This is a genomic window from Archangium gephyra (assembly GCF_042230915.1).
Lineage (GTDB): Bacteria > Myxococcota > Myxococcia > Myxococcales > Myxococcaceae > Archangium > Archangium gephyra_B.
Genome location: NZ_CP102578.1, coordinates 37,170 through 55,395 on the forward strand (window position 1 = coordinate 37,170; position 18,226 = coordinate 55,395).

At 69.4% G+C, this 18,226-nt stretch carries 16 protein-coding genes; 9 read left to right on the forward strand and 7 right to left on the reverse strand.

Annotation, left to right across the window (positions count from 1 at the left end; all coding sequences use genetic code 11):
• The first annotated feature begins 45 nt into the window (after nt 1-45).
• The 4 genes from NR798_RS00195 to NR798_RS00210 all read left to right on the forward strand — a co-directional run bounded on the left by NR798_RS00195 (nt 46) and on the right by NR798_RS00210 (nt 7,428).
• Nucleotides 46-945 carry a metallophosphoesterase family protein gene (locus tag NR798_RS00195; RefSeq protein ID WP_375769333.1) on the forward strand — a complete coding sequence of 300 codons (900 nt, stop codon included), beginning with the start codon at nt 46-48 and terminating at the stop codon, nt 943-945.
• 11 nt (nt 946-956) lie between these two features.
• Nucleotides 957-3,566: a hypothetical protein gene (locus NR798_RS00200; protein WP_375769334.1), complete on the forward strand. Its 2,610-nt coding sequence runs from the start codon at nt 957-959 to the stop codon at nt 3,564-3,566.
• Nucleotides 3,567-3,713: 147 nt separating this feature from the next.
• Nucleotides 3,714-6,080, forward strand: a complete 2,367-nt coding sequence (locus NR798_RS00205) for an ATP-binding protein (protein WP_375769335.1) — start codon at nt 3,714-3,716, stop codon at nt 6,078-6,080.
• Between the two features lie 145 nt (nt 6,081-6,225).
• Nucleotides 6,226-7,428 carry a hypothetical protein gene (locus NR798_RS00210; protein WP_375769336.1) on the forward strand — a complete coding sequence of 401 codons (1,203 nt, stop codon included), beginning with the start codon at nt 6,226-6,228 and terminating at the stop codon, nt 7,426-7,428.
• A gap of 130 nt (nt 7,429-7,558) precedes the next feature.
• Here the strand turns inward: NR798_RS00210 and NR798_RS00215 are convergent, their stop codons facing one another.
• Complete coding sequence (locus NR798_RS00215; RefSeq protein WP_375769337.1) at nt 7,559-7,681, reverse strand: imm11 family protein; 123 nt, start codon at nt 7,679-7,681, stop codon at nt 7,559-7,561.
• A gap of 85 nt (nt 7,682-7,766) precedes the next feature.
• On the opposite strand from NR798_RS00215, the gene NR798_RS00220 reads away from it, so the two are divergent.
• Entirely contained in the window at nt 7,767-8,918 is a 1,152-nt protein-coding gene (locus tag NR798_RS00220; RefSeq protein ID WP_375773849.1) for an IS4 family transposase, read from the forward strand.
• A gap of 13 nt (nt 8,919-8,931) precedes the next feature.
• Complete coding sequence (locus NR798_RS00225) at nt 8,932-9,408, forward strand: hypothetical protein (RefSeq protein WP_375769338.1); 477 nt, start codon at nt 8,932-8,934, stop codon at nt 9,406-9,408.
• A 69-nt stretch (nt 9,409-9,477) separates the two neighbouring features.
• On the opposite strand, the gene NR798_RS00230 is transcribed toward NR798_RS00225, so the two are convergent.
• Entirely contained in the window at nt 9,478-10,068 is a 591-nt protein-coding gene (locus NR798_RS00230; protein WP_375769339.1) for an imm11 family protein, read from the reverse strand.
• The gene (locus NR798_RS00235) at nt 10,065-11,117 is read right to left on the reverse strand and encodes an AHH domain-containing protein (protein WP_375769340.1); all 1,053 of its coding nucleotides are present in this window, start codon (nt 11,115-11,117) and stop codon (nt 10,065-10,067) included. The genes NR798_RS00230 and NR798_RS00235 overlap by 4 nt, the downstream gene beginning before the upstream one ends.
• Before the next feature lie 431 nt (nt 11,118-11,548).
• Here NR798_RS00235 and NR798_RS00240 point away from each other — a divergent pair, with 431 nt between their 5' ends.
• A complete protein-coding gene (locus tag NR798_RS00240) occupies nt 11,549-12,490 on the forward strand; it encodes a DUF2381 family protein (protein WP_375769341.1) in 942 nt (313 codons plus the stop codon).
• A gap of 11 nt (nt 12,491-12,501) precedes the next feature.
• Nucleotides 12,502-12,993, forward strand: coding sequence for a serine/threonine protein kinase (locus NR798_RS00245; RefSeq protein WP_375769342.1), 492 nt, complete (start codon nt 12,502-12,504; stop codon nt 12,991-12,993).
• 3 nt (nt 12,994-12,996) lie between these two features.
• Here the strand turns inward: NR798_RS00245 and NR798_RS00250 are convergent, their stop codons facing one another.
• Both NR798_RS00250 and NR798_RS00255 read right to left on the reverse strand, forming a co-directional pair.
• Nucleotides 12,997-13,944: a hypothetical protein gene (locus NR798_RS00250; protein WP_375769343.1), complete on the reverse strand. Its 948-nt coding sequence runs from the start codon at nt 13,942-13,944 to the stop codon at nt 12,997-12,999.
• A 94-nt stretch (nt 13,945-14,038) separates the two neighbouring features.
• A complete protein-coding gene (locus tag NR798_RS00255; RefSeq protein ID WP_375769344.1) occupies nt 14,039-15,409 on the reverse strand; it encodes an MFS transporter in 1,371 nt (456 codons plus the stop codon).
• 71 nt (nt 15,410-15,480) lie between these two features.
• On the opposite strand from NR798_RS00255, the gene NR798_RS00260 reads away from it, so the two are divergent.
• A complete protein-coding gene (locus NR798_RS00260; RefSeq protein WP_375769345.1) occupies nt 15,481-16,374 on the forward strand; it encodes a LysR family transcriptional regulator in 894 nt (297 codons plus the stop codon).
• A 10-nt stretch (nt 16,375-16,384) separates the two neighbouring features.
• Here the strand turns inward: NR798_RS00260 and NR798_RS00265 are convergent, their stop codons facing one another.
• Both NR798_RS00265 and NR798_RS00270 read right to left on the reverse strand, forming a co-directional pair.
• The gene (locus NR798_RS00265; protein WP_375769346.1) at nt 16,385-16,843 is read right to left on the reverse strand and encodes an SMI1/KNR4 family protein; all 459 of its coding nucleotides are present in this window, start codon (nt 16,841-16,843) and stop codon (nt 16,385-16,387) included.
• Entirely contained in the window at nt 16,840-18,207 is a 1,368-nt protein-coding gene (locus NR798_RS00270) for an HNH endonuclease signature motif containing protein (RefSeq protein ID WP_375769347.1), read from the reverse strand. Before NR798_RS00270 ends, NR798_RS00265 begins: the two co-directional genes overlap by 4 nt.
• Between the last annotated feature and the right edge of the window lie 19 nt (nt 18,208-18,226).

Genomic DNA, 18,226 nt, shown 5'->3' on the forward strand with positions numbered 1-18,226 from the left:
ACGGCTTCTCGTTGCATTGAACGAACAACCCCGGAGTGGATCCCCATGAACCTGACACACCTGCTGCGCCGCGCGGGGAGCGCGGCCCTGTTGCTCACCCTCGGCGGCTGCCAGACCCCGGGCGCGTCGGGACCGTCGGCGGGAGAGGAGGGGCGGGTGGCCGGGCCGCAGGTGCTGGTGGGAGCAGGGGACATCGCGAGCTGCGAGTCGGACCAGGACGAGGCCACGGCGGTGATGCTGGAGGGAATCGAGGGAACGGTCTTCACGCTGGGAGACAACGCCTACCCGGACGGGACGGCGGAGGACTTCGAGCGGTGCTACGCCCCGTCCTGGGGGCGGCACAAGCAGCGGACGAGGCCGGTGCCGGGCAACCACGAGTACCACTCGGCGAAGGCGGGCCCGTACTTCGACTACTTCGGAGAGGCGGCGGGCGAGCCGGGCAAGGGCTACTACAGCTACGAGCTGGGGGACTGGCACGTGGTGGCGCTCAACACGGAGCTGCCGGAGCAGGCGAGGGCGGAGCAGGAGCAGTGGCTGCGCGAGGACTTGAAGGCACACCCGGCGCAGTGCACGCTGGCCTACATGCACCGGCCGCTCTTCAGCTCGGGGCTGGGCCGGGACAGCGCGTGGGTGAAGCCGCTGTGGGAGGCGCTGTACGAGGCCGGGGCGGACGTGGTGGTGGCGGGGCACGACCATTTCTACGAGCGCTTCGCCCCGCAGACGCCCGAGGGCACGGCGGACGCCGAGCGGGGCCTGCGGCAGTTCGTGGTGGGGACGGGAGGCATGAATGCCTATGTCTTCGGTACGACGCTGCCCAACAGCGAGGTGCGCGAGGCGGGCACGTACGGCTTGATGAAGCTGACGCTGGAGGACGGCGCGTATGCCTGGGAGTTCCTCGCGGTGGGAGGCGGCGTGCGAGACCAGGGCCGGGGTAGCTGCCACTGAGGTGACGAAGCGTGTCTCACGTCCGGTTGATCTGCATCCTGCGCGAGCCCGAGGGACTCGTGGCGCTCGCCCTCCCGGAGAAGGCGGAGGACACCGGACTGCTCCGGCTGCCGCTGCGGAGCCTCTCCGAGAGCCAGGTGCCCGGGCGCGCCGCCCTCCTGGAGGCCTGGGAGGGCCTCGCCGAGGCGCGGGGGGCGACGGCCGAGACCCTCACGCGCGTCCTCCAGGTGCTCCTGGCCACCGTGCCCGGGGAGGGGACACCTCCGCAGGGCTTGGAGCACCCGTGGCTGGAGTCCCCCCCCGCCCCACACCGGAGGACGGCGGCCCACCCCCGGGGCTACCGGGGAACGCTGTACCAGCCGCCGAAACGTGCGCGGCCCGTGGCGCTCGATGTCCGCCCCCACCTCCTCCACCGCCGGACGCTGGGGGCCCTGCTCGAGCCGCTGCGTCCCCACGTGACGGAGGCCCTCCAGCGGCTCGAGGCGGAAGGACACGCGCGGGAGCGGCTGGAGCGCGTGGCCCTGGCGCTGGCCTCCCCCGCCCGGGCCGACGTGGCCCTCGCCTACCACCACGGACTGCTCGAGGTGCGCGGCGCCGAGCTGCCCGCGAGCTTCCTCCGGCTCGGAGCCCTGCTGGCCCAGGGCCCGGAGCGCGGCTTCAGCCGGTTGTTGGCGCTGCGCGGGAGGTTGGCGCTCGACACCCACCCGGCGGTGCTGAGGGCGGCGGCACGGCTGTTGAGCCACTGGGGCCCGGAGCTGGGGCTCTCCTGGTTGGAGGTGGCCGCACGGCTCCCGCCCGAGACGCAGGAGGCGCTGCTCACGGCGCTCCTGAAGGCGAACCTCCACCCGTTCAGCGCGGACGCGTATGACCTCCAGTTCGAGCCCTTCGCCTCGCACCGGGCCTCCTGGAGGGAGGACTACCTGCGGGGCCTCTCGAAGGGCCTTCCCAGTGACTACCTGCTGAGCGGCTTCCGCCTGCTGGCCGCGCGGGGATTGACCGACGGCCTGGACTCGCATCTGCCCTCGGCGGCGGGCCCCGTACCGGAGGAGTGCCTGGGCGCGCTCTTCGACCATCTGGTGCCGGAGACGTCCGGGTACCACGAGCTGGCCGCGCTGTGGTCGCTCTGCGGGGAGCTGCCGGGCTTCGCCGAGGTCCTCACCTCCACCCCCTGGACGAGCCTCACCCCGGCGGCCGCCTACGCGTGGGTGAGGATGCTGAACACGCTGGGGTGGTACACGGTGGAGCGTCCGCGGCGCTTGCGCTGGTGGAGCACGGCCCGAAAGCTCCTGCCGCGGCTCCTCGCCGAGTTGAGCCGCACGCCAGCCAGCCACCAGCAGCGGTGCGTCGAGATGGTGAGCAACCTGGTGGCGCTCGCGGACTCGGCCTGGGAGGTCCCCGAGTACCTGATACCCACCAGCCTGGCCCTGGCCGGGCGCGTGTGCCGGCCGCCCTTCGCCCCGGAGAACCGCCTCTCCTACGCGCTCAAGGCGCTGGTGAATCACCCGGACGCGGCGGTGCGGGAACGTTTCCTCGCGGCGCCCGAGCGCGGCTTCCTGCGCTTCGACGCGTGCTGCGCGCGGGACACCCTGGCGGGACTGGTGGGGGAGGGGATGGCGTGGCTGGTGACACGCCAGGTGGGCCTGGTGCTGGAGGCCTTCGAGTCCTGTCCCGAGGTGCTCGCGCGGACGGCGAGGCTGCTGGGCACGCGGTGGAGGCATGACGCCCTGCCACTGATGGAGGACTTCGCCCGGCACCCGCTGGTGCGAGAGGATCCCTTCCAGCAGCCTCCGGCGCGGCTGGCGGCGCTGCTGCGGGAGCACTGCGTGGACGGAGTGGAGAGCCCCCTGCCCCGCAAGGCGCGGCTCGCCCTGGCGGAGGGCCGGGAGCTGCCGCCGGGCCAGTGGGCGCGGGCGCTGCGCGTGGCCTCGGAGCAACGGCCCCGCCTGCGGCTCCAGGTGCTGGCCCGCATGGTGTTGAAGCAGCTGCGCGGCGGGATGCCGGCCAACACGGAGGATGCACGCGTCCGCCACGCCCTGCAGATGGCGAGCCTCGTCACCGGCAACCGCCGGGCGCTGCGCCGGCTGCTGGCCCGCTACTTCGAGGGGGAGCGGGACTTCATCGAGCAGCACCCCGCCTCCCGCCGCTGGTTCGAGCGGCACCCGCGAATCAATCCGGAGCAGTGGCTGACGGGCGTGGTGCTGCGCCGCGAGGTGCCAGGGTGGGGTGAGGTGACGCTGTCGCTCGAGCAGGACGCGCTGGAGGCGCTCCGGCTGGGGACGCACGTGGGCAGCTGCCTGGGCCTCAATGGTGTCTGTGATTACTCGGCGGCGGCGGTGGTGCTCGACATCAACAAGCGCGTCCTCTACGCACGGGACACGCGGGGGAGGGTGGTGGCGCGGCAGCTGCTCGCCCTCTCCAGCGACGACACCCTGGTGCCCTTCAAGGTGTACCCGGAGTCCTGCCCGCAGGCCCTGCAGGCCCTCTTCCTCGACTACGACCTCGCCTTCGCCGAGGCGCTCGGACTGCCCCTCTCCGATGGCGTCGACGAGCCGGAGGTGGAGAACGTGCTGTCCTCCTGCTTCTGGCACGACGGAGCGTGGGAGCTCACGGCCCCCCGCTGACCCGTCGAGGCCGCCCCGGCCTGCCTGGAGAGAGGGCGGGAGTGGCAGCGCCATGAGAGCTGGACGCCCGGTGGAACGCCCGCCTCGGGACGGTGAATCGCGTTATGCAGGGTGGACCGACCTCCTCCCACGGGAAAACGCCCCCGAGTGCTGCCTCCCCGCTCCGTTCCGCTCTCCGCTGCCCTCTCCCTCGTGCTGCCCGCGCTGGCCACGGCCGTCCTCGGCCGGCTCGCGGGCACGGCCAGCTGGGTGCACGAACCCCTCCACTCCTCCCTGGAGACGGCCGGGGGGCTCATCGCCCTGGCGGTGGCCGCGGTGCTGCTCTGGCGGCGCCCCTACCGGGACCCGGGGGCCCACCTGTCGTGGGTCATCACCGCGCTGGTGTGCATGGGGGTGCTGGACCTGACCCACGCGGGGATGCACACCAACCCCGGCTTCTTCTGGTCCCGCGCCCTGCCCACGCTCCTGGGCGGCCTGCTCATGGCCCTCGTCTGGCTGCCCGCGAGCTGGACCCGGAGCCACGCCGCGAGCCACCTCCGGCGCGCCGCTGGCGTGCTCACCCTCGGCCTGTGCGTGGCCCTCGCCGCCGCGCCACAGAGCTGGCCGCGCGCCTTCTCCGCGGAGGGCGACTATCTGCCCTGGGCCCGGCTCATCAACATGGTGGGCGGGCTGGGCTTCCTCACCTCGGCCACCTTCTTCCTGCGGCGCTACCGGCGCGAGGGAGCCGCCGAGGACCTCACCTTCGCCAACCACTGCCTCCTCTTCGGCGTCGCGGGCCTGCTCTTCGGGATGAGCCACCTGTGGGGTGCCATCTGGTGGCTCTTCCACGTGCTCCGCCTGCTCGCCTACCTCGTGGTGCTGCGCCACGTCGTCCAGGTGTACCGGGGACTGCAGGCGGCCGAGGCGGAGGAGCTGGTGCGGCGGCTCGAGCGGAGCGAAGCGCAGATGCGCCTCGTCACCGACGGCCTGCCCGTGCTCGTCTCCTTCATCCAGCGCGACGACCGCTACACCTACGTCAACCGCGGCTACACGGAGTGGTTCAAGCTCACGCGCGAGGAGGTGCTCAACCGCCCCATCCGCGAAGTCATCGGCCAGGCCGCCTACGCGGCCGTGCGTCCGTACCTGGATCGGGCGCTCGCGGGCGAGCGCATCACCTTCGAGCGCACGATGCCCTACGAGCGCCGCAGCACGCGCCACATCCGCGCCTCCTACATCCCCCAGCGCAGCAGCCAGGGAGAGGTAGAGGGAGTCGTCGCGCTCGTGGTGGACATCACGGCGGAGAAGCGCGCCCAGGAGCGGGCCAGACGGTTGCAGGCGGTGACGTCGGCCGTCTCGCGCGCGCTGACGCCCGAGGACATGGCACGCGCCGTCCTCGCCGAGGCGGTCGAGGGCAGTGGGGCGGGCTCTGGCACCTTCTTCGTCCTGGAGTCGGAAGGCGGCCCCTTGCGCCGGCTGCATCTGCAGGGGCTGCCCGCGGGGATGGCGGCGGTCCACCACGACATCCCCCTCGAGGCCGCCCTGCCCATCGCGCACGTCGCGCGCTCGGGCACGCCCCTCTGGGTGGAGTCGGCCGAGCAGATGCGCCAGGAGTTCCCGGACATGGGCCCGGTGCTCCAGGTGAGTGGCAACCAGTCCTGGGCGGTGCTGCCGCTGCTGGGAAGCTCCAGGACGCTCGGCGTGCTGATGATCGGCTTTCCCGTGCCGTACACGCTGGATGAAGAGGAGCGCGCCTTCCTGCTGGCGCTCGGTCAACAGGTGGCCCAGGCGTTCGAGCGCGCGAACCTCTACCTCGCGGCGCAGGCGGCGGTGCGCGTGCGCGAGGAGTTCCTGTCGGTGGCCGGGCACGAGCTGCGCACCCCCCTCACCTCGCTCAAGCTGCAGCTGCAGTTGCTGGAGCGCACCCGCCCGCCCCCGGTGGGAGCGCCGCGCCTGCAGGCCATGGGGAGGCAGGTGGGACGGCTCGAGTCACTCGTGGAGAGCCTGCTGGACGTGGGGCGGCTGTCGGAAGGGCGGTTGTCGTTGGAGCTCGGCGAGGTGGAGCTGCGGGCGCTGACGCGCGAGGTGCTCGAGCGCCTGGCGGAAGTGTTGGAGCGGGCGGGCTGCGAGGTGCACCTGGAGGCGCCAGCGCCGGTGCGAGGCCGCTGGGACGCCCACCGGCTGGACCAGGTGCTGGTGAACCTGCTCACCAACGCGGCCAAGTACGGGGCGGGCCATCCGGTGTACATCCGGGTGGAGGAGGCGGGGGACTTCGCGCGGCTCACCGTGCGGGACGAGGGCATCGGCATCGCGCCCGAGGCACTGCCGCGCCTCTTCGGCCGGTTCGAGCGCGCGGTGTCGGATCGCCAGTACGGAGGGATCGGCCTGGGCCTGTACATCTCGCGCCAGCTGATCGAGGCGATGGGCGGCCGGGTGTGCGTGGACAGCCGTCTGGGCGAAGGCGCCACCTTCGCCGTCGAGCTGCCGCTGCGGTCCGCCCTGGCCGCGGAGGAGCGGACCCGCGTGACGGCCAGTTGAGCCACGGGAGCACGGCGCGGGCACGGGGAGTGAAGGGTCGTCCGGTGGACGTCCCGGCGGGCGCTCCCGGTGGGGTGGGTTGGAGCATCGGGCCCGATGAGTACCCTGGGTGCCCCCACTCCGACTCCACACCGGGAGCCTCCTCGTGATTGAAGCCTCCTCTCGTACGCCCCCCGCGAGCGCCGCCCAGGGCACCACGCCGCTGGAAGACAACCGCCGCATCACCGAGGGCTACATCCAGCTCGCCCAGGCATTCCAGGCGCTGCTGGATCCAGACTTCCAGGCCGGGGGAACGAGCGGCGTGTGTCCCAACTGGTTCGCCTTCGCGCCGCACGCCTCGCAAGCGGCCGGCAAGGGAATGCTCAGCGCGGGGCTGGCGCGGCGCATCCTCCACGTGGCCCGGGGAGGACCCGTGCTGTCGGTGCTGGAGACGCTCGAGCGGGTGGGCCTCACGGGCACCTTGCGCCCGTTGGTGGAGAAGCTCTCGCTGGAGCTGGTGGTGAGGGGCCTGCCCCCGGGCGCGGCGGCGGCGCTCGGCGCGCTCACCACGGGGATGAATGGCGAGGCCCTGGCGGATCCGCGCACGTTCACCACCACGGCGTCGCGCTTCGCGGCGCTGTACTGGAGCGCACCGGGGCTGTTGCCGCTCGACAAGGCGGAGGCGGTGGTGCTCACGCTGGAGCGCACGCTGCATGGGGGCAACGTGGCCATCTTCGCGGACATCGGGGGCGCGGCGAACGCGTACCTGGAGTGGCGACAGGTGGCCGGAGAGGTGAGGCCCGAGCGGGTGCTGGCGGAGTTCGCGCTGCCGGGCGCGAGGCTCGAGGAGGCGCGGCTCGCCTACGACTACGCGCGGGCGCACCTGCACGACACCCCGAGGCCGCACGCCTTCGACGCGCTCTTCCCGGGGCTGGAGGGGAGGAGCCTGGTGGTGGCGGCCTTCGCGCTGTACGAACTGGCGCGGCTCACGGAGGGGAGAACGGAGCGCGAGGCGCTCATCGCGGTGGCCAACAACTACCTGGCCTGGAGGGAGCAGCACGACTCGGTGCAGGGAGCCTTCACGCCGGCCGAGGCGTACGCGGACGAGGTGTCACGCCCGGAGGTGATGAGGACGATGACGCCGATGCTGGTGGTGCACTTCGGGACGCTGAAGTGGACGCTGGCGGATTACGCGTATGCCCATGAGGACCGGGACGGGAATGCACTGACGTCGCAGCCGACGGAGTACGGCTGGGCGACCTTCTGGGACCGGTGGCCGCCGATCCTCGATTCCTTCGAGAAGGGATACAGGGAGCCCATGGCGCTGTGGGTGATGCCGGAGCCACTGGAGGATCCGACGGCGGGGTGAACCCGATTCACGAAGAGGAGACACACCAAGAAAAGACACACCAAGAGGAGACATATCCCCTCGCCCTCCGGGAGAGGGACGGGGTGAGGGTATCCGTGTCTGTTTTCCCACCTGTGAACGGGCCAGCCGTTCAGACTTCGATGAACTTGATGCCGGCAATCCCCTCGGCCTCCATGGCGGATTTGACGTCCTCGGAGACGATGAGGACGACCTTCCAACCCCAGGGGCGGAAGATGTGGGCGTCCTGAGCCATCCCCTCATTTTAGCAGGCGAGCAAGGGAGGGCTGTGTAGGCTGATTGGTGCGAGAAGTAGGACGGGCGTGATTACTTCTGCGGTCATGCGTAAACGGCGCCTCAATGACCAGCAGGTCCATGCGTTCTTGGAGTCGCTCTTCGACGAGGACCTGCACGCCAAGCGTGTTCTCTCCTTGTCCTATGCCGTCCTGGGCGTCATTCACTCGGCCAGCCTGGGAGTGCATCTCATTGGCAAGGCACTGGCCTGGGCCCGGGGCACACACAGCAAGCATGGCGTGAAACAAGTGGACCGGCTCTTGTCCAACCAGGGCATCAACGTCTGGGAGTTGTTCGCCCGCTGGGTGCCGTATGTGCTGGGACAGAGAAGCGAGGCCGTCGTCGCCTTGGACTGGACGGACTTCGACGCGGATGACCAGACGACGCTGGTGGCCTCGCTTGTAGCGAGCCATGGACGCACAACGCCGCTGGTGTGGCTCACCGTGGAGAAATCCGCCTTGGAGGGGATGCGCAACGACACGGAGGACTTCGTGCTCAACCGACTGCGGGAAGTGGTGCCCGAGTCCGTGCGGCTCACGGTGCTGGCCGACCGGGGCTTTGGGGACCAGAAGTTCTACGCCCTGCTCGAGCAGTTGAAGTTCGACTACGTGGTGCGCTTCCGCCAGTGCATTCAGGTGACGGATGAGAAGGGCGAGAAGCGGAGCGCGGGAGAATGGGTGCCCGACTCGGGACGCGCGCTGCGTTTGACGGGAGCGAGCGTCACCCAGGACACCACCCCAGTGCCCGCGGTGGTGTGCGTGAAGAAGAAGGGAATGAAGGAGCCCTGGTGTTTGGCGACGAGTCTGAAAGAGGCCACGGCGGCCTTCGTGGTGGGGCTCTATGCCAAGAGGTTTCGGACGGAAGAGACGTTCCGGGACATGAAGGACCTGCGCTTTGGGATGGGCCTGTCCTGGGTGAAAGTGCGGTCCACGGAAAGACGCGACCGGTTGCTGCTGGTGAGTGCGCTCGCCTGTAGTCTGCTGACCCTGCTGGGAGCGGCAGGAGAAAGCCTGGGGATGGAACGCTACCTCAAAGCCAATACCGTGAAGACGCGGACCTATTCACTCTTTCGGCAAGGATGTGAGTATTACCAGGCCATCCCCATGATGCCCGAAGACAGGCTGCTCCCCTTGATGGCTCGATTTGCCGAGTTGCTGGGAGAACAAGCCGTCTTTCGGGAAGTCTTCGGTCCAATATGAGGGGATGCCTCAGGTGGGCGTCTCCTATCTTCGCCGGGTCCACCTTCAGCCCCGCGACGTTGCGGTACTGGCCCTCCTTGTCCGGGCGGTTGTCCTCCGGCAGCCAGTAGAGCACCTCTTCACACCGGGCATCATCGATGCACCGGATGATCCGCAAGGCATTGAGGATGAACCAGGGCTCCGTCTGCCCCTCCACCTCCACCGGGATGAACTGCACCTCCTTCTGGAGTCCCAGACGCTCGAAGAGCGAGACGACCCGCCGATGGACGACGGGACCGCCCAAGGTCTCACTGAATTCGAGTGCGATACCGGCCGGCTTCATGGACAAGCGGATCGGCTTCTCGATTTCCAGGACTCTGCCTTCCTTGAACCGCCAGACATCGAACAACTCGCGCTCGTCATCGTCCTCACGCCCTCCCTCGTCCTCGCCATCCGCGAAGAGAGGAAACCTCAAATGCCAACGGCCTGGGATGTATACGTCGTCGTATAGATCGTAATACTTCATCGGTACGGTCATGGACTCCTTGCGGCCAGCTTGTTGGGTGGCGAGGCGGGTGCTTCAAACCTCGGTGAATTTGGCGCCAGTGATACCCTCAGCCTCCATGGCTTGCTTCACGTGCTCGGAGACGATGAGGACGACCAGCCAGCCCCGGGGGCGGAAGATGTGGGCGCCTCCTATCTTCGCCGGGTCCACCTTGAGCCCTCGAACGTTCTTGTATCCGCCCAACTTCTCCGGGCGGCCGTCCTCCGGCTGCCAATAAAACACCTCCTCACTCCGGGCATCGTCGATGCACCGGACGACTTGCAAGGCATTGAGAATGAACCAGGGCGCCGGTTGCCCCTCTACTTCCACGGGGATGAACTGCACCTCCTTCTGGAGCCCCAGACGCTCGAAGAGCGAGACGACCCGCCGGTGGACGACGGGAATCCCCACCGACTCTGTGTATTCGAGCGCAACACCCGCTGGCTTCACGGACAAACGGATCGGCCTCTCAATTTCCAGGACTCGCCCCTCGGTGAACTGCCAGATATCGAAAAACTCTCCCTCAGCCGATCCCTCGGCATTGTCATGCAGAGGCATCCTCACGTGCCAGCGTCCTGGAATGTATTTATCGTCATTGATTCTGTAATACCTTGACTGTCCGGTCATGGCTTCCTCGTCGCAAGCTTGTTGAGATTGGAGCCTGGCGTACAGACTTCTCCCGCAATCTCATTGAGCGTCCTCACGAGCTCCGCTCGGCACCCGGCCTGAGGCCGGCAACCTCTCAGCGCATCATTCAATCGCTGGAAAACCTCGCTGTGGTACGCCTCGGGGTGAGGCCCCTTGTGGTCTCGCAGGTAGACGATGTTCGCCGGATCCTCCAGGCTCATCCCCGCCCGCGCGAAGAGTGTTTCGAAATCTGGTGTCCAAGGACCGCCGTTGCTCTCGGAGATGTCATTCTTGTTGGTGCACAGGTGGTGGCGATGGTGGCCGTCCTGCTTGGACTCCGCACACGCCCCCGTCGTCCGGGCAGAGGACACCGCCGCGGACACCGCGCCGGCCGCCGTGCTCCCCGTCACCCCCATCATCACCACCGTCCCGTCCGCCACGCTCACCTGCGCCCTCGTCCCCACCGCTACCCTCAAGCCTCCTCCCGCCATCGCGAAGCGCGGCGGTGACACGCTCGCCCACAGCCCTCCCTTCGGCACCTCCGGCAGACCTCGCGCCAGCTTCGCCCCCGCCACCGTCACCAGCACCCGCAGCCCCACGCCTCCCAATGACTTGCCGAAGCGCTCGGCCGCCGCTTCCAGCTCCTCCTGCGTCCTCGCCGCCTCCGCCTCCCGGTACAGCCTCAGGCACGCCTGCCCCACGTTGTAGAGCTCCGCCGCGCTGTACGTCAGCAGCAGGCCCATCGTCACCGCCGCCGCGAAGGCCTTGGAGAACAGGGGCTCCGGTGCTGCCCACGCCACCATGTACAGCACCACGGACGTGCCCACCGCCAGCAGCACCGCGGGCGAGCTGAACAGCTCCACGGCCGCCTCTCGCACGCCTGTTCCCATGTAGCGCGGCGAGAGCCTCAGCGCCTGAAACCACCTGGCACTCTCCAGCGAGCCCGGGAGTCCCACCAGCGCGGGCCCCAGCAGCGCCTCGTACTCCTCGCGCACCCGCCTCTCCAGCGCCGAGGGCCGCGTGTCCTCCGGGGGCACCAGTCCCGCCATCGTCCTAGTATGCGCCTCCGGCAACAGCCTCAGTCCGGGCCTCGGCTTCGCCTCCTGGAATTCTCCTTCCAGCGCCTCCACCACCTCCCGTGCCTCTCCCACCCTCCACAACGCCAGCGCCGGGTTGGGCTCCAACCTCTTGAAGGTCAGCCTCAGCCCTTGCCCCTCCTCTCCGGAGTACCCGCTCACGCCCACCGGCTCCAACACCGGCAGCCCCGCTTCGGCCCCAGCCGGTGAGGCTTGGAGCGCCACCAGCATCAACACACAGAGGGGGTAGGTGACTCTCGGCTTCATGTCCGGCTCCTCCAGCCCTTGCACATCCCGGGACGGTGGCGGCCAGTGTCCCGCACCTCGAAGACGGGCTACCAGAGTAGCCCGGCCCCAGACCCGGCTGGTCACCTGCCACCCGTTCTGTTAAGTAGTGCCGCGCGATGTGGAAACTCCTACTTCAGCGGTCTACCTTCCTTCTCGTCCTCTTGGCCTCCGTGTCCGTTGCCAGGGACCGCGCGCCCCTCGTGCGCAACGTCTACCTTCGGGACGATCCGAAGGACGAAGCGCCGCGCGTGTACGTCACCGGGCAGGTGGTCACCGTGCTCCGCTTCCAGCAACCCTGTGATCCCGCACGAACGAGGATGCTGGGCTGGGAGGGCCGCTTCGTGCCCGTGGAGTGTTCCGGGAAGAGGGTGCTCGTCGAGCCGCTCCAGAACCTCGAGCCCGAGGATCGCTTCCTCTTGCTGGTGACGCTCGCGGACGGCAAGGAGCTGCCCTTCACCCTCACGGCCATCGGCAAGGAGGAGTGGGAGTGGCCCGACCAACAGGTGGATGTCTTCCTCGCGCCCGAGACCCGGGAAGCACTCCGGGCCCAGCTAGAAGACACGCGCACCCGGGAGCGGCGTCTGGAAGAGGCCGCCCGGCGTCGTGGGCAAGAGGACACCGAAGACCACGCGCTCGCCAGGATCGTGAGCAGAGGTTCCGTCCACCTCACCCGGCTCAAGCTCCGTCAGCGATGGTTTTTCAAGCAAGAGGGCCTGCACATCGAGGCGAGCATCCTCACCGGCGGGGCCAAGGCGGCGGTCTTGTTCCGGGTGACGAACCGCGACCCGTCCAAGCCCTGGAGCCTGTCGGAGACTCGCCTGTTGACCACACGTCCAAGGGAGAAGGCCCCTATCTTGTTCGGCGAAGCCAGACCGTTTGCGCTCCACAAGGACTGGGACGAGCTTGCCCCAGGCTCAGCGGGTTCTCTCGCCGTCGTCGTGGACAAGAGCGCCTTCACCTCACAGGAGGGACCTTGCGACCTGACCGTGGAGCTCTACCGGCATGACGGTCTGCTGGTAGGCCACGTACTGATGGATCGTCGCCTCATCCGCGAGTAGGAGTGCCACCCATGCCTTCGATCAGAGCACTGCTCCCACTCGCGTTCGTGGCACTGCTTCTCGCGGCCTCGGGCTGTCCATTGGGAAGCGTGCCCCTGCGGCCCGACGGCACCCCCGGGCCGGAGAAGTGCCCGGAGGAAGCCCTCAAGGCGATGCGGATTCTGCGTCTGCGGGTGGGGGACTCGGCCTGGATCGATCTCGACGTGAACCAGCTCGATACCAGTCCCATCACGTTGTACGACGGACCGATCGAGAGCATGGTGAGCGAGGATCTCGGACCGCTTGAATCCCCCACCCGGCTCTACGGACGGGTCTGGACGGGTGGCCCACAGGTCGTCATCCGGTATTACGAAGCAAGACCCCCGGACGGCGACATCATCCCCATCTGCGCGGTGGCGAGGCTCTCCAAGGGCCAGCTCAAGAAGCTGCCCGGCTCGAAGCCTGGAATGGCGATTCTTGACTACCCGAGGGCCGGGGTCGACGTCGTGGACGCGTTCCGCTGAGGCCTACCTGCCGCGCTTCTTCACGGGCTTCTTGGCACCGCGGCAGAGCGGGTTGGGCTTCTTGTCCACGGAGGCGAGCTGGAACGAGCGGCGGCCGTTGCAGGCCACGCGGAACTCGGGGTTCTCCTCCTTGGGAATACGGAACGCCTTCGCCTTGGCGCCGCGCAGCAGCTGGTGCTGCCACCACACCTTGGCCTTGTCCTTCCCATACATGCCCGCGCCGCACTCCAGGTAGGGCAGACGGCCCAGCACCGGGGTGAAGGACGGCGCGTGCACGCCCTCGACGAGCCGCGTGCCGAAGAAGACGCGGCCCTCGTAGCGCACGAAGCCGCAGCCGAGCTCCTCGTACCCCTGCCCATCTCCGCGCGGCACGGCGACGAAGGCGGGCAGCTCGGGGCGCTCGGTGTGGTTGAGGTAGAAGAAACGCGCGTCGCGGGGCCGGCACTCGGCGTCCACCTCGAAGGTCTCCGCGTCGGCGAGGTCCACGCGCGTGAGCACGTCGGCGCGCTGGCCGCCCGGCTCGTTCACCTGGTCGTCCTCGCTCAGGGGCCGGTCCCAGTAGACGCTGGTGGCGTAGCGGAAGAAGCCGCAGCCGATGGGGCGGAACGAGTCCGGCGCGAAGGGCACCGGCGGGCGGTTCTTCAGCGGGCGCTGCAACAGCAGGGTGCAGCCGCGGCGCACCCGGTTCCCATCGGCGTAGAAGCCCTGCCCGAGCGGCCGGAGCATGCCCTCGCCGGTGCCCACCTGCGTGTCACCACAGTGGGTGATCTCCGGCTCGGCGCGCGAAGCGGGGGTGGGCGCGGGGGCCGCGGCCGGGCTGGCGCTGCCGGCAGGGCCGGGCGGCGGGGTGCTCGCGTCCTGGGCGCGCACGGCGGAGCCGGTGACCAGCGCTCCGAGCAGGAACGCCAGGGCGGCCCCCAGCCGCTTCGATGGATACCTCGTGCTTCCCATGGGGGCGCATCATGGCGCGTCTGGGGCCCGGGTGCGAAGAAACCCACCGTCCGGGCCGTGACGCCCGGGAGCCCGGAGGGGAGGCGAGCGGGGGTCAGGAAGCGCCGGCCTCGGTGACGACGCGGCCGGGGGCGAAGAGGCCGAGCGACAGGGCGGCGGCGGTGGCGATGGCGGCGATGAGGGCGAAGCGCACGGGGAAGCCGGGGGGGACGAGCTCCAGGGCGGCGAGGGTGAAGGAGCCGCCGAGCATGCGGGTGGCGTAGATGGCGCTGGTGACCATGCCGCGGTGGTGCCAGGGGGCGCGCGTCTGGGGGCCGAGCAGGGAGGTGGAGGCGGCGGGCCCGAGCCCCAGTCCCATCAGGCCGAGGCTGACGAAGGCGGCGGGGGTGCCCCAGTCGCGGGAGACACCGAGGGCGAGCAGACAGGCACCGCCCAGACAGAGGGCGAAGCCGCCCCCGGCGCTGGCGCGGAGGCCGCCACGCAGGAAGACGCGGACGCCGAAGGTGGAGCCGCAGGCCCACCCGCCGAGCAGGGGCACCAGGGCGAGCCCCGCCATGAGGGGGCTGTGGCCGCTGTGCTCGGTCATCCAGAGGGGGACGAGGGCGGTGGTGGTGTAGAGGAGGGCGCCGCAGAGCACCCCGCCGAGCACGCCGCAGAGGACGGTGCGATCGCGCAGCAGCGCCAGGGGGATGAGGGGGGAGGGGGAGGAGCGCTGCTGGCGCACGACGGTGGCGAGCCCGGCGCAGGCGGCGAGGGCGAAGGAGAGCCGGAGGCCGGAGGCCCCGCCGCGCTCGAGGGCGAAGAGGAGCAGCCCGAGGGAGACGCCGGTGAGGGCGGGCCCCCAGACGTCGATGCGGGAGGAGGCGCGGGCGGGGTCGCGGTAGGAGGCGTGGAGCAGGGCGAGGGCGATGAGCCCGACGGGGACGTTGACGAGGAAGGCCCAGCGCCAGGAGGCGTGCATGACGAGCCAGCCGCCGATGAGGGGCCCGACGACGGTGGCGGCGCCCCAGGCGCCGGTGAAGAGCCCCTGGACGGCGGCGCGCTCCTTCAGCGTGTAGAGGTCGGCGCTGATGGTCATGGTGGTGGGCTGGAGCGCGCCGGCGCCGAGCCCCTGCACGAGGCGGAAGGCGATGAGGGCGGGGACGGAATGGGCGAAGCCGCAGAGGACGGAGCCGAGGAGGAAGAGGCCCATGCCGGCGGAGAAGACGGGCTTGCGGCCGAGGTGATCCGTGAGCTTGCCGAAGAGGAGGATGCCGAGGGTGGAGGCGAAGAGGTAGGAGGAGAAGACCCAGGAGTAGAGGTGCTGGCCGCCGAGCTCGCGGGTGAGGGTGGGCATGGCGCTGGTGACGACGGTGGCCTCGAAGGCGGAGACGACGAGGCCGAGCAGCACGGCGGTGGTGGCCAGGCGCCGGGGGGTGCCGGGGCGGGCGGCGGGCTGAAGCTCGGAGGAGTCACGGGCGTCCATGGGGAAGGAGTACCCGGGTTGGGGGACATGCGGAAACCGCATCCCGCGCATAGAGTGGATGCACAAAGCGCATGAACACGGAACAGCTCAAGGCCTTCGTACAGGTGGCACGGGAGAGGCGCCTCACGGTGGCGGCGAGGCAACTGGGGGTATCGCAGCCGGGGCTGTCGAGACAGCTACAGGCGTTGGAGACGGAGCTGGGGGTGCGGCTGCTGGTGCGGACGCCGGGAGGGGCGGTGCTGACGGACGCGGGGGAGCGCTTCCTGCCGCACGCGAGGCGGGCCTTGGAGGCGCTGGCGGCGGGGACGGCGGAGCTGGGAGCGCTCACGACGACGCCGAGGGGGACGGTGGCACTGGGGACGCTGCAGACGGTGGGGACGTACCTGCTGCCGGAGCTGGTGCGGGCCTTCAAGGGCCGCTACCCGGAGGTGTTGCCGCGGCTGAGCGAGGGGACGCACGAGGAGCTGGAGGCCCGGGTGGCGGGGGGCGAGCTGGACCTGTGCATCGTGAACCTGCCGATGAGGCGGGTGGACCTGGTGGCGCAGAAGCTGTGGGAGGAGGAGCTGGTGCTGGCGGTGCCGAAGGGGCACCGGCTGACGAAGCTGAAGAGGCCGGTGGCGCTGGCGGAGGTGGTGGAGGAGGCGCTGGTGGTGATTCCGGGGATGTCGGGCACGTACGCGCTGGAGGCGGCGTGCGAGGCGCGGGGGCTGAAGCCGAGGGTGGCGGTGGAGATGGACAACGCGGAGGGGCTGAGGCGGATGGTGGAGCGGGGCCTGGGGGTGGCGCTGCTGCCGGGGCTGATGGCGAGGGACCATGCCTCGCGAGGCTTCGACGTAGTGGAGGTGGAGAAGGGAGGCCCGAGGCGGCAGGTGGCGCTGGTGCACCGGGGCGAGGAGTACCTGACGGCGGCGGCGCGGGCGCTGAAGGCATTCATCGTGGACTCGCTGCGCCAGTCCAGAGCTTGAATGATCCGTGTCAGCCAGCCTCGCCCTCTTTCTCCATCTCGACCCGCTCGGCGAGCCACATCACGAAGTCAGAAGCCACCTGCCTGGGTTCTTGCTGCTCACCCGCCGTGTGGTCCCAGAAGACGACGGGCGGCTCACCCGCTCCCCTCGAATCAAGGCAGTAGAGGTTTCCTCCCCCGTCGTTCATCAGCGGAATGAGGTGTACGGGAAGCCCGGGGCTCATCTCCTCCCGCTCGCTCCTGGTCATCGAGGTCAGGCTCAAGTACGGCGGCACATCCGCACCGAGCCCGAAGAGTTCGAGAGACCCAACGCCTCCCCACCCGAAGCGCCGCAAGAAGAGCCGGTAGCCACCGGTCAGCTTCGTGCCGAGTCGAGCGCTGGCGGCGTTGATCTCCGTCTCGCTCACTCCCCGGCCGAAACTCTTCGAGGAGTGTCTCTCCATCAGCTCCGCGAGTTCGTCAAAGGTCATGGAAGATGGGGGTGGTTCAACTTGTAGTTGTTTCCCAGACGGTGCTCGGTTCGTGTCAGGGGTTCGAGGTTCTCGAAAGCATTGGTCCCGCCCTCCGCGAGTGGCACCTTGTGATGCAGTTCCATAGGGAAACCGTCACTTCCAATCGGCGGCTTGCCTTGCTTCATCCTAGCGAGGTTCTCGGGTGAGTACGTGCCGGGACGTGCCTCTGCCTCGTGTTTCCAGAACTTCGATTTTACAGCTTCAAACTCCTTGCGAAGCTTCTCGAGTTCCTCCCCCGAGACACGCCTGCCGCCACCGCTGCCTCCCCCGGTGCCAGTCTGGTAGAGGATGATGGCCGCCCCCGGTCCGCCGCTCAGCACCGTGGCCACCCCGCCCACGGGTACCACGACCCGCTCCATCACCAGCACGCCCTCGGCCGAGAGGGACAACACCGGCACGGTAGCCTCCACTCCACCCAGCGTGCGCAGGGTGCCCCCAGCAGCGCCCCATGTAACGAGCAAGGTCGTGGTCAGCTTGGAGAGGGCCTTCACCTGCTCGCCGCGCGTCATGTACCGCAAGCGCTCGAGGTACCCGGGAGAGGAGGCGATGAGGGCCACCACTCCCGTCGGCAGGTGTTGCAGCGCCGCGAGGCCATCCAGCGGGCGCGTGAGCAACTGGCCCATCGCATGGTACAGCTCCACGAAGGCCTCTTCCGCTCCATCCAGCGGGCGGCCGATGTAATCCGCGTCGTCATACACCTCGGCCAACGGAGGGCCCTGCATCATGGGCCGCAGTTGCGCGTCCGCGGGCCGGAAGACCCACCCGTTGCTGATATAGAAACGGCCCAGCTCGAAGGGACCTGCCCGGAAAGCTCCATCCTTCCACTGCACCAGGCCCACCTTCTGCTGTGTGCGTCCGTTGCGCGTCCAGGCGAGGTATCCATCCGGCCGCAGCACGGCCACGGTGTTGAAGCGCTCCACCCGGCGCAGCAGCTCCTCGCGGGACACTTCCCCGCCCTCCAGCACCTCGCGCAGCAGATGACCCACGGCCATGCGTGGAGGAAACGAGGCCAGCGTCACGGGTTTGCACAGCAGCACGGCCAACACCCGGGCCGCCTCGTGAGGCGTGAGGGGAGCGTCTCGCGGGGGTTGGTCGTCGCGGTTGTCCAGGCCCGCGACCGCCAGCAACTCCTCGAAGGCGTCCACCTGCACGACGCCGCTGGCCACCGTGCGCACGGCTATTTCAGCCGGGCTCACCATGGCCACCCGAGTGCCCTGCATGTGCTCGCTCTGGCTGTAGCCCAGGAAAGCACCATGGCCTGGCGGTGGTGTCACCGTGGCGCAGCCGGTGGCCAGCACGGTCACACTCAGCAGCAGGGCCACCCACTTCCGCACTGTCTCA

Excerpts from the sequence above, each read along its gene's own strand:
- NR798_RS00195 (WP_375769333.1), top strand. The coding sequence starts at position 46 with ATGAACCTGACACACCTGCTGCGCCGCGCGGGGAGCGCGGCCCTGTTG.
- NR798_RS00215 (WP_375769337.1), bottom strand. The coding sequence starts at position 7,681 with ATGGCTCAGGACGCCCACATCTTCCGCCCCTGGGGTTGGAAGGTCGTC.
- NR798_RS00220 (WP_375773849.1), top strand. The coding sequence starts at position 7,767 with ATGCGTAAACGGCGCCTCAATGACCAGCAGGTCCATGCGTTCTTGGAG.
- NR798_RS00230 (WP_375769339.1), bottom strand. The coding sequence starts at position 10,068 with ATGACCGGACAGTCAAGGTATTACAGAATCAATGACGATAAATACATT.
- NR798_RS00235 (WP_375769340.1), bottom strand. The coding sequence starts at position 11,117 with ATGGCGGGACTGGTGCCCCCGGAGGACACGCGGCCCTCGGCGCTGGAG.
- NR798_RS00240 (WP_375769341.1), top strand. The coding sequence starts at position 11,549 with ATGTGGAAACTCCTACTTCAGCGGTCTACCTTCCTTCTCGTCCTCTTG.
- NR798_RS00245 (WP_375769342.1), top strand. The coding sequence starts at position 12,502 with ATGCCTTCGATCAGAGCACTGCTCCCACTCGCGTTCGTGGCACTGCTT.
- NR798_RS00250 (WP_375769343.1), bottom strand. The coding sequence starts at position 13,944 with ATGGGAAGCACGAGGTATCCATCGAAGCGGCTGGGGGCCGCCCTGGCG.
- NR798_RS00255 (WP_375769344.1), bottom strand. The coding sequence starts at position 15,409 with ATGGACGCCCGTGACTCCTCCGAGCTTCAGCCCGCCGCCCGCCCCGGC.
- NR798_RS00260 (WP_375769345.1), top strand. The coding sequence starts at position 15,481 with ATGAACACGGAACAGCTCAAGGCCTTCGTACAGGTGGCACGGGAGAGG.
- NR798_RS00265 (WP_375769346.1), bottom strand. The coding sequence starts at position 16,843 with ATGACCTTTGACGAACTCGCGGAGCTGATGGAGAGACACTCCTCGAAG.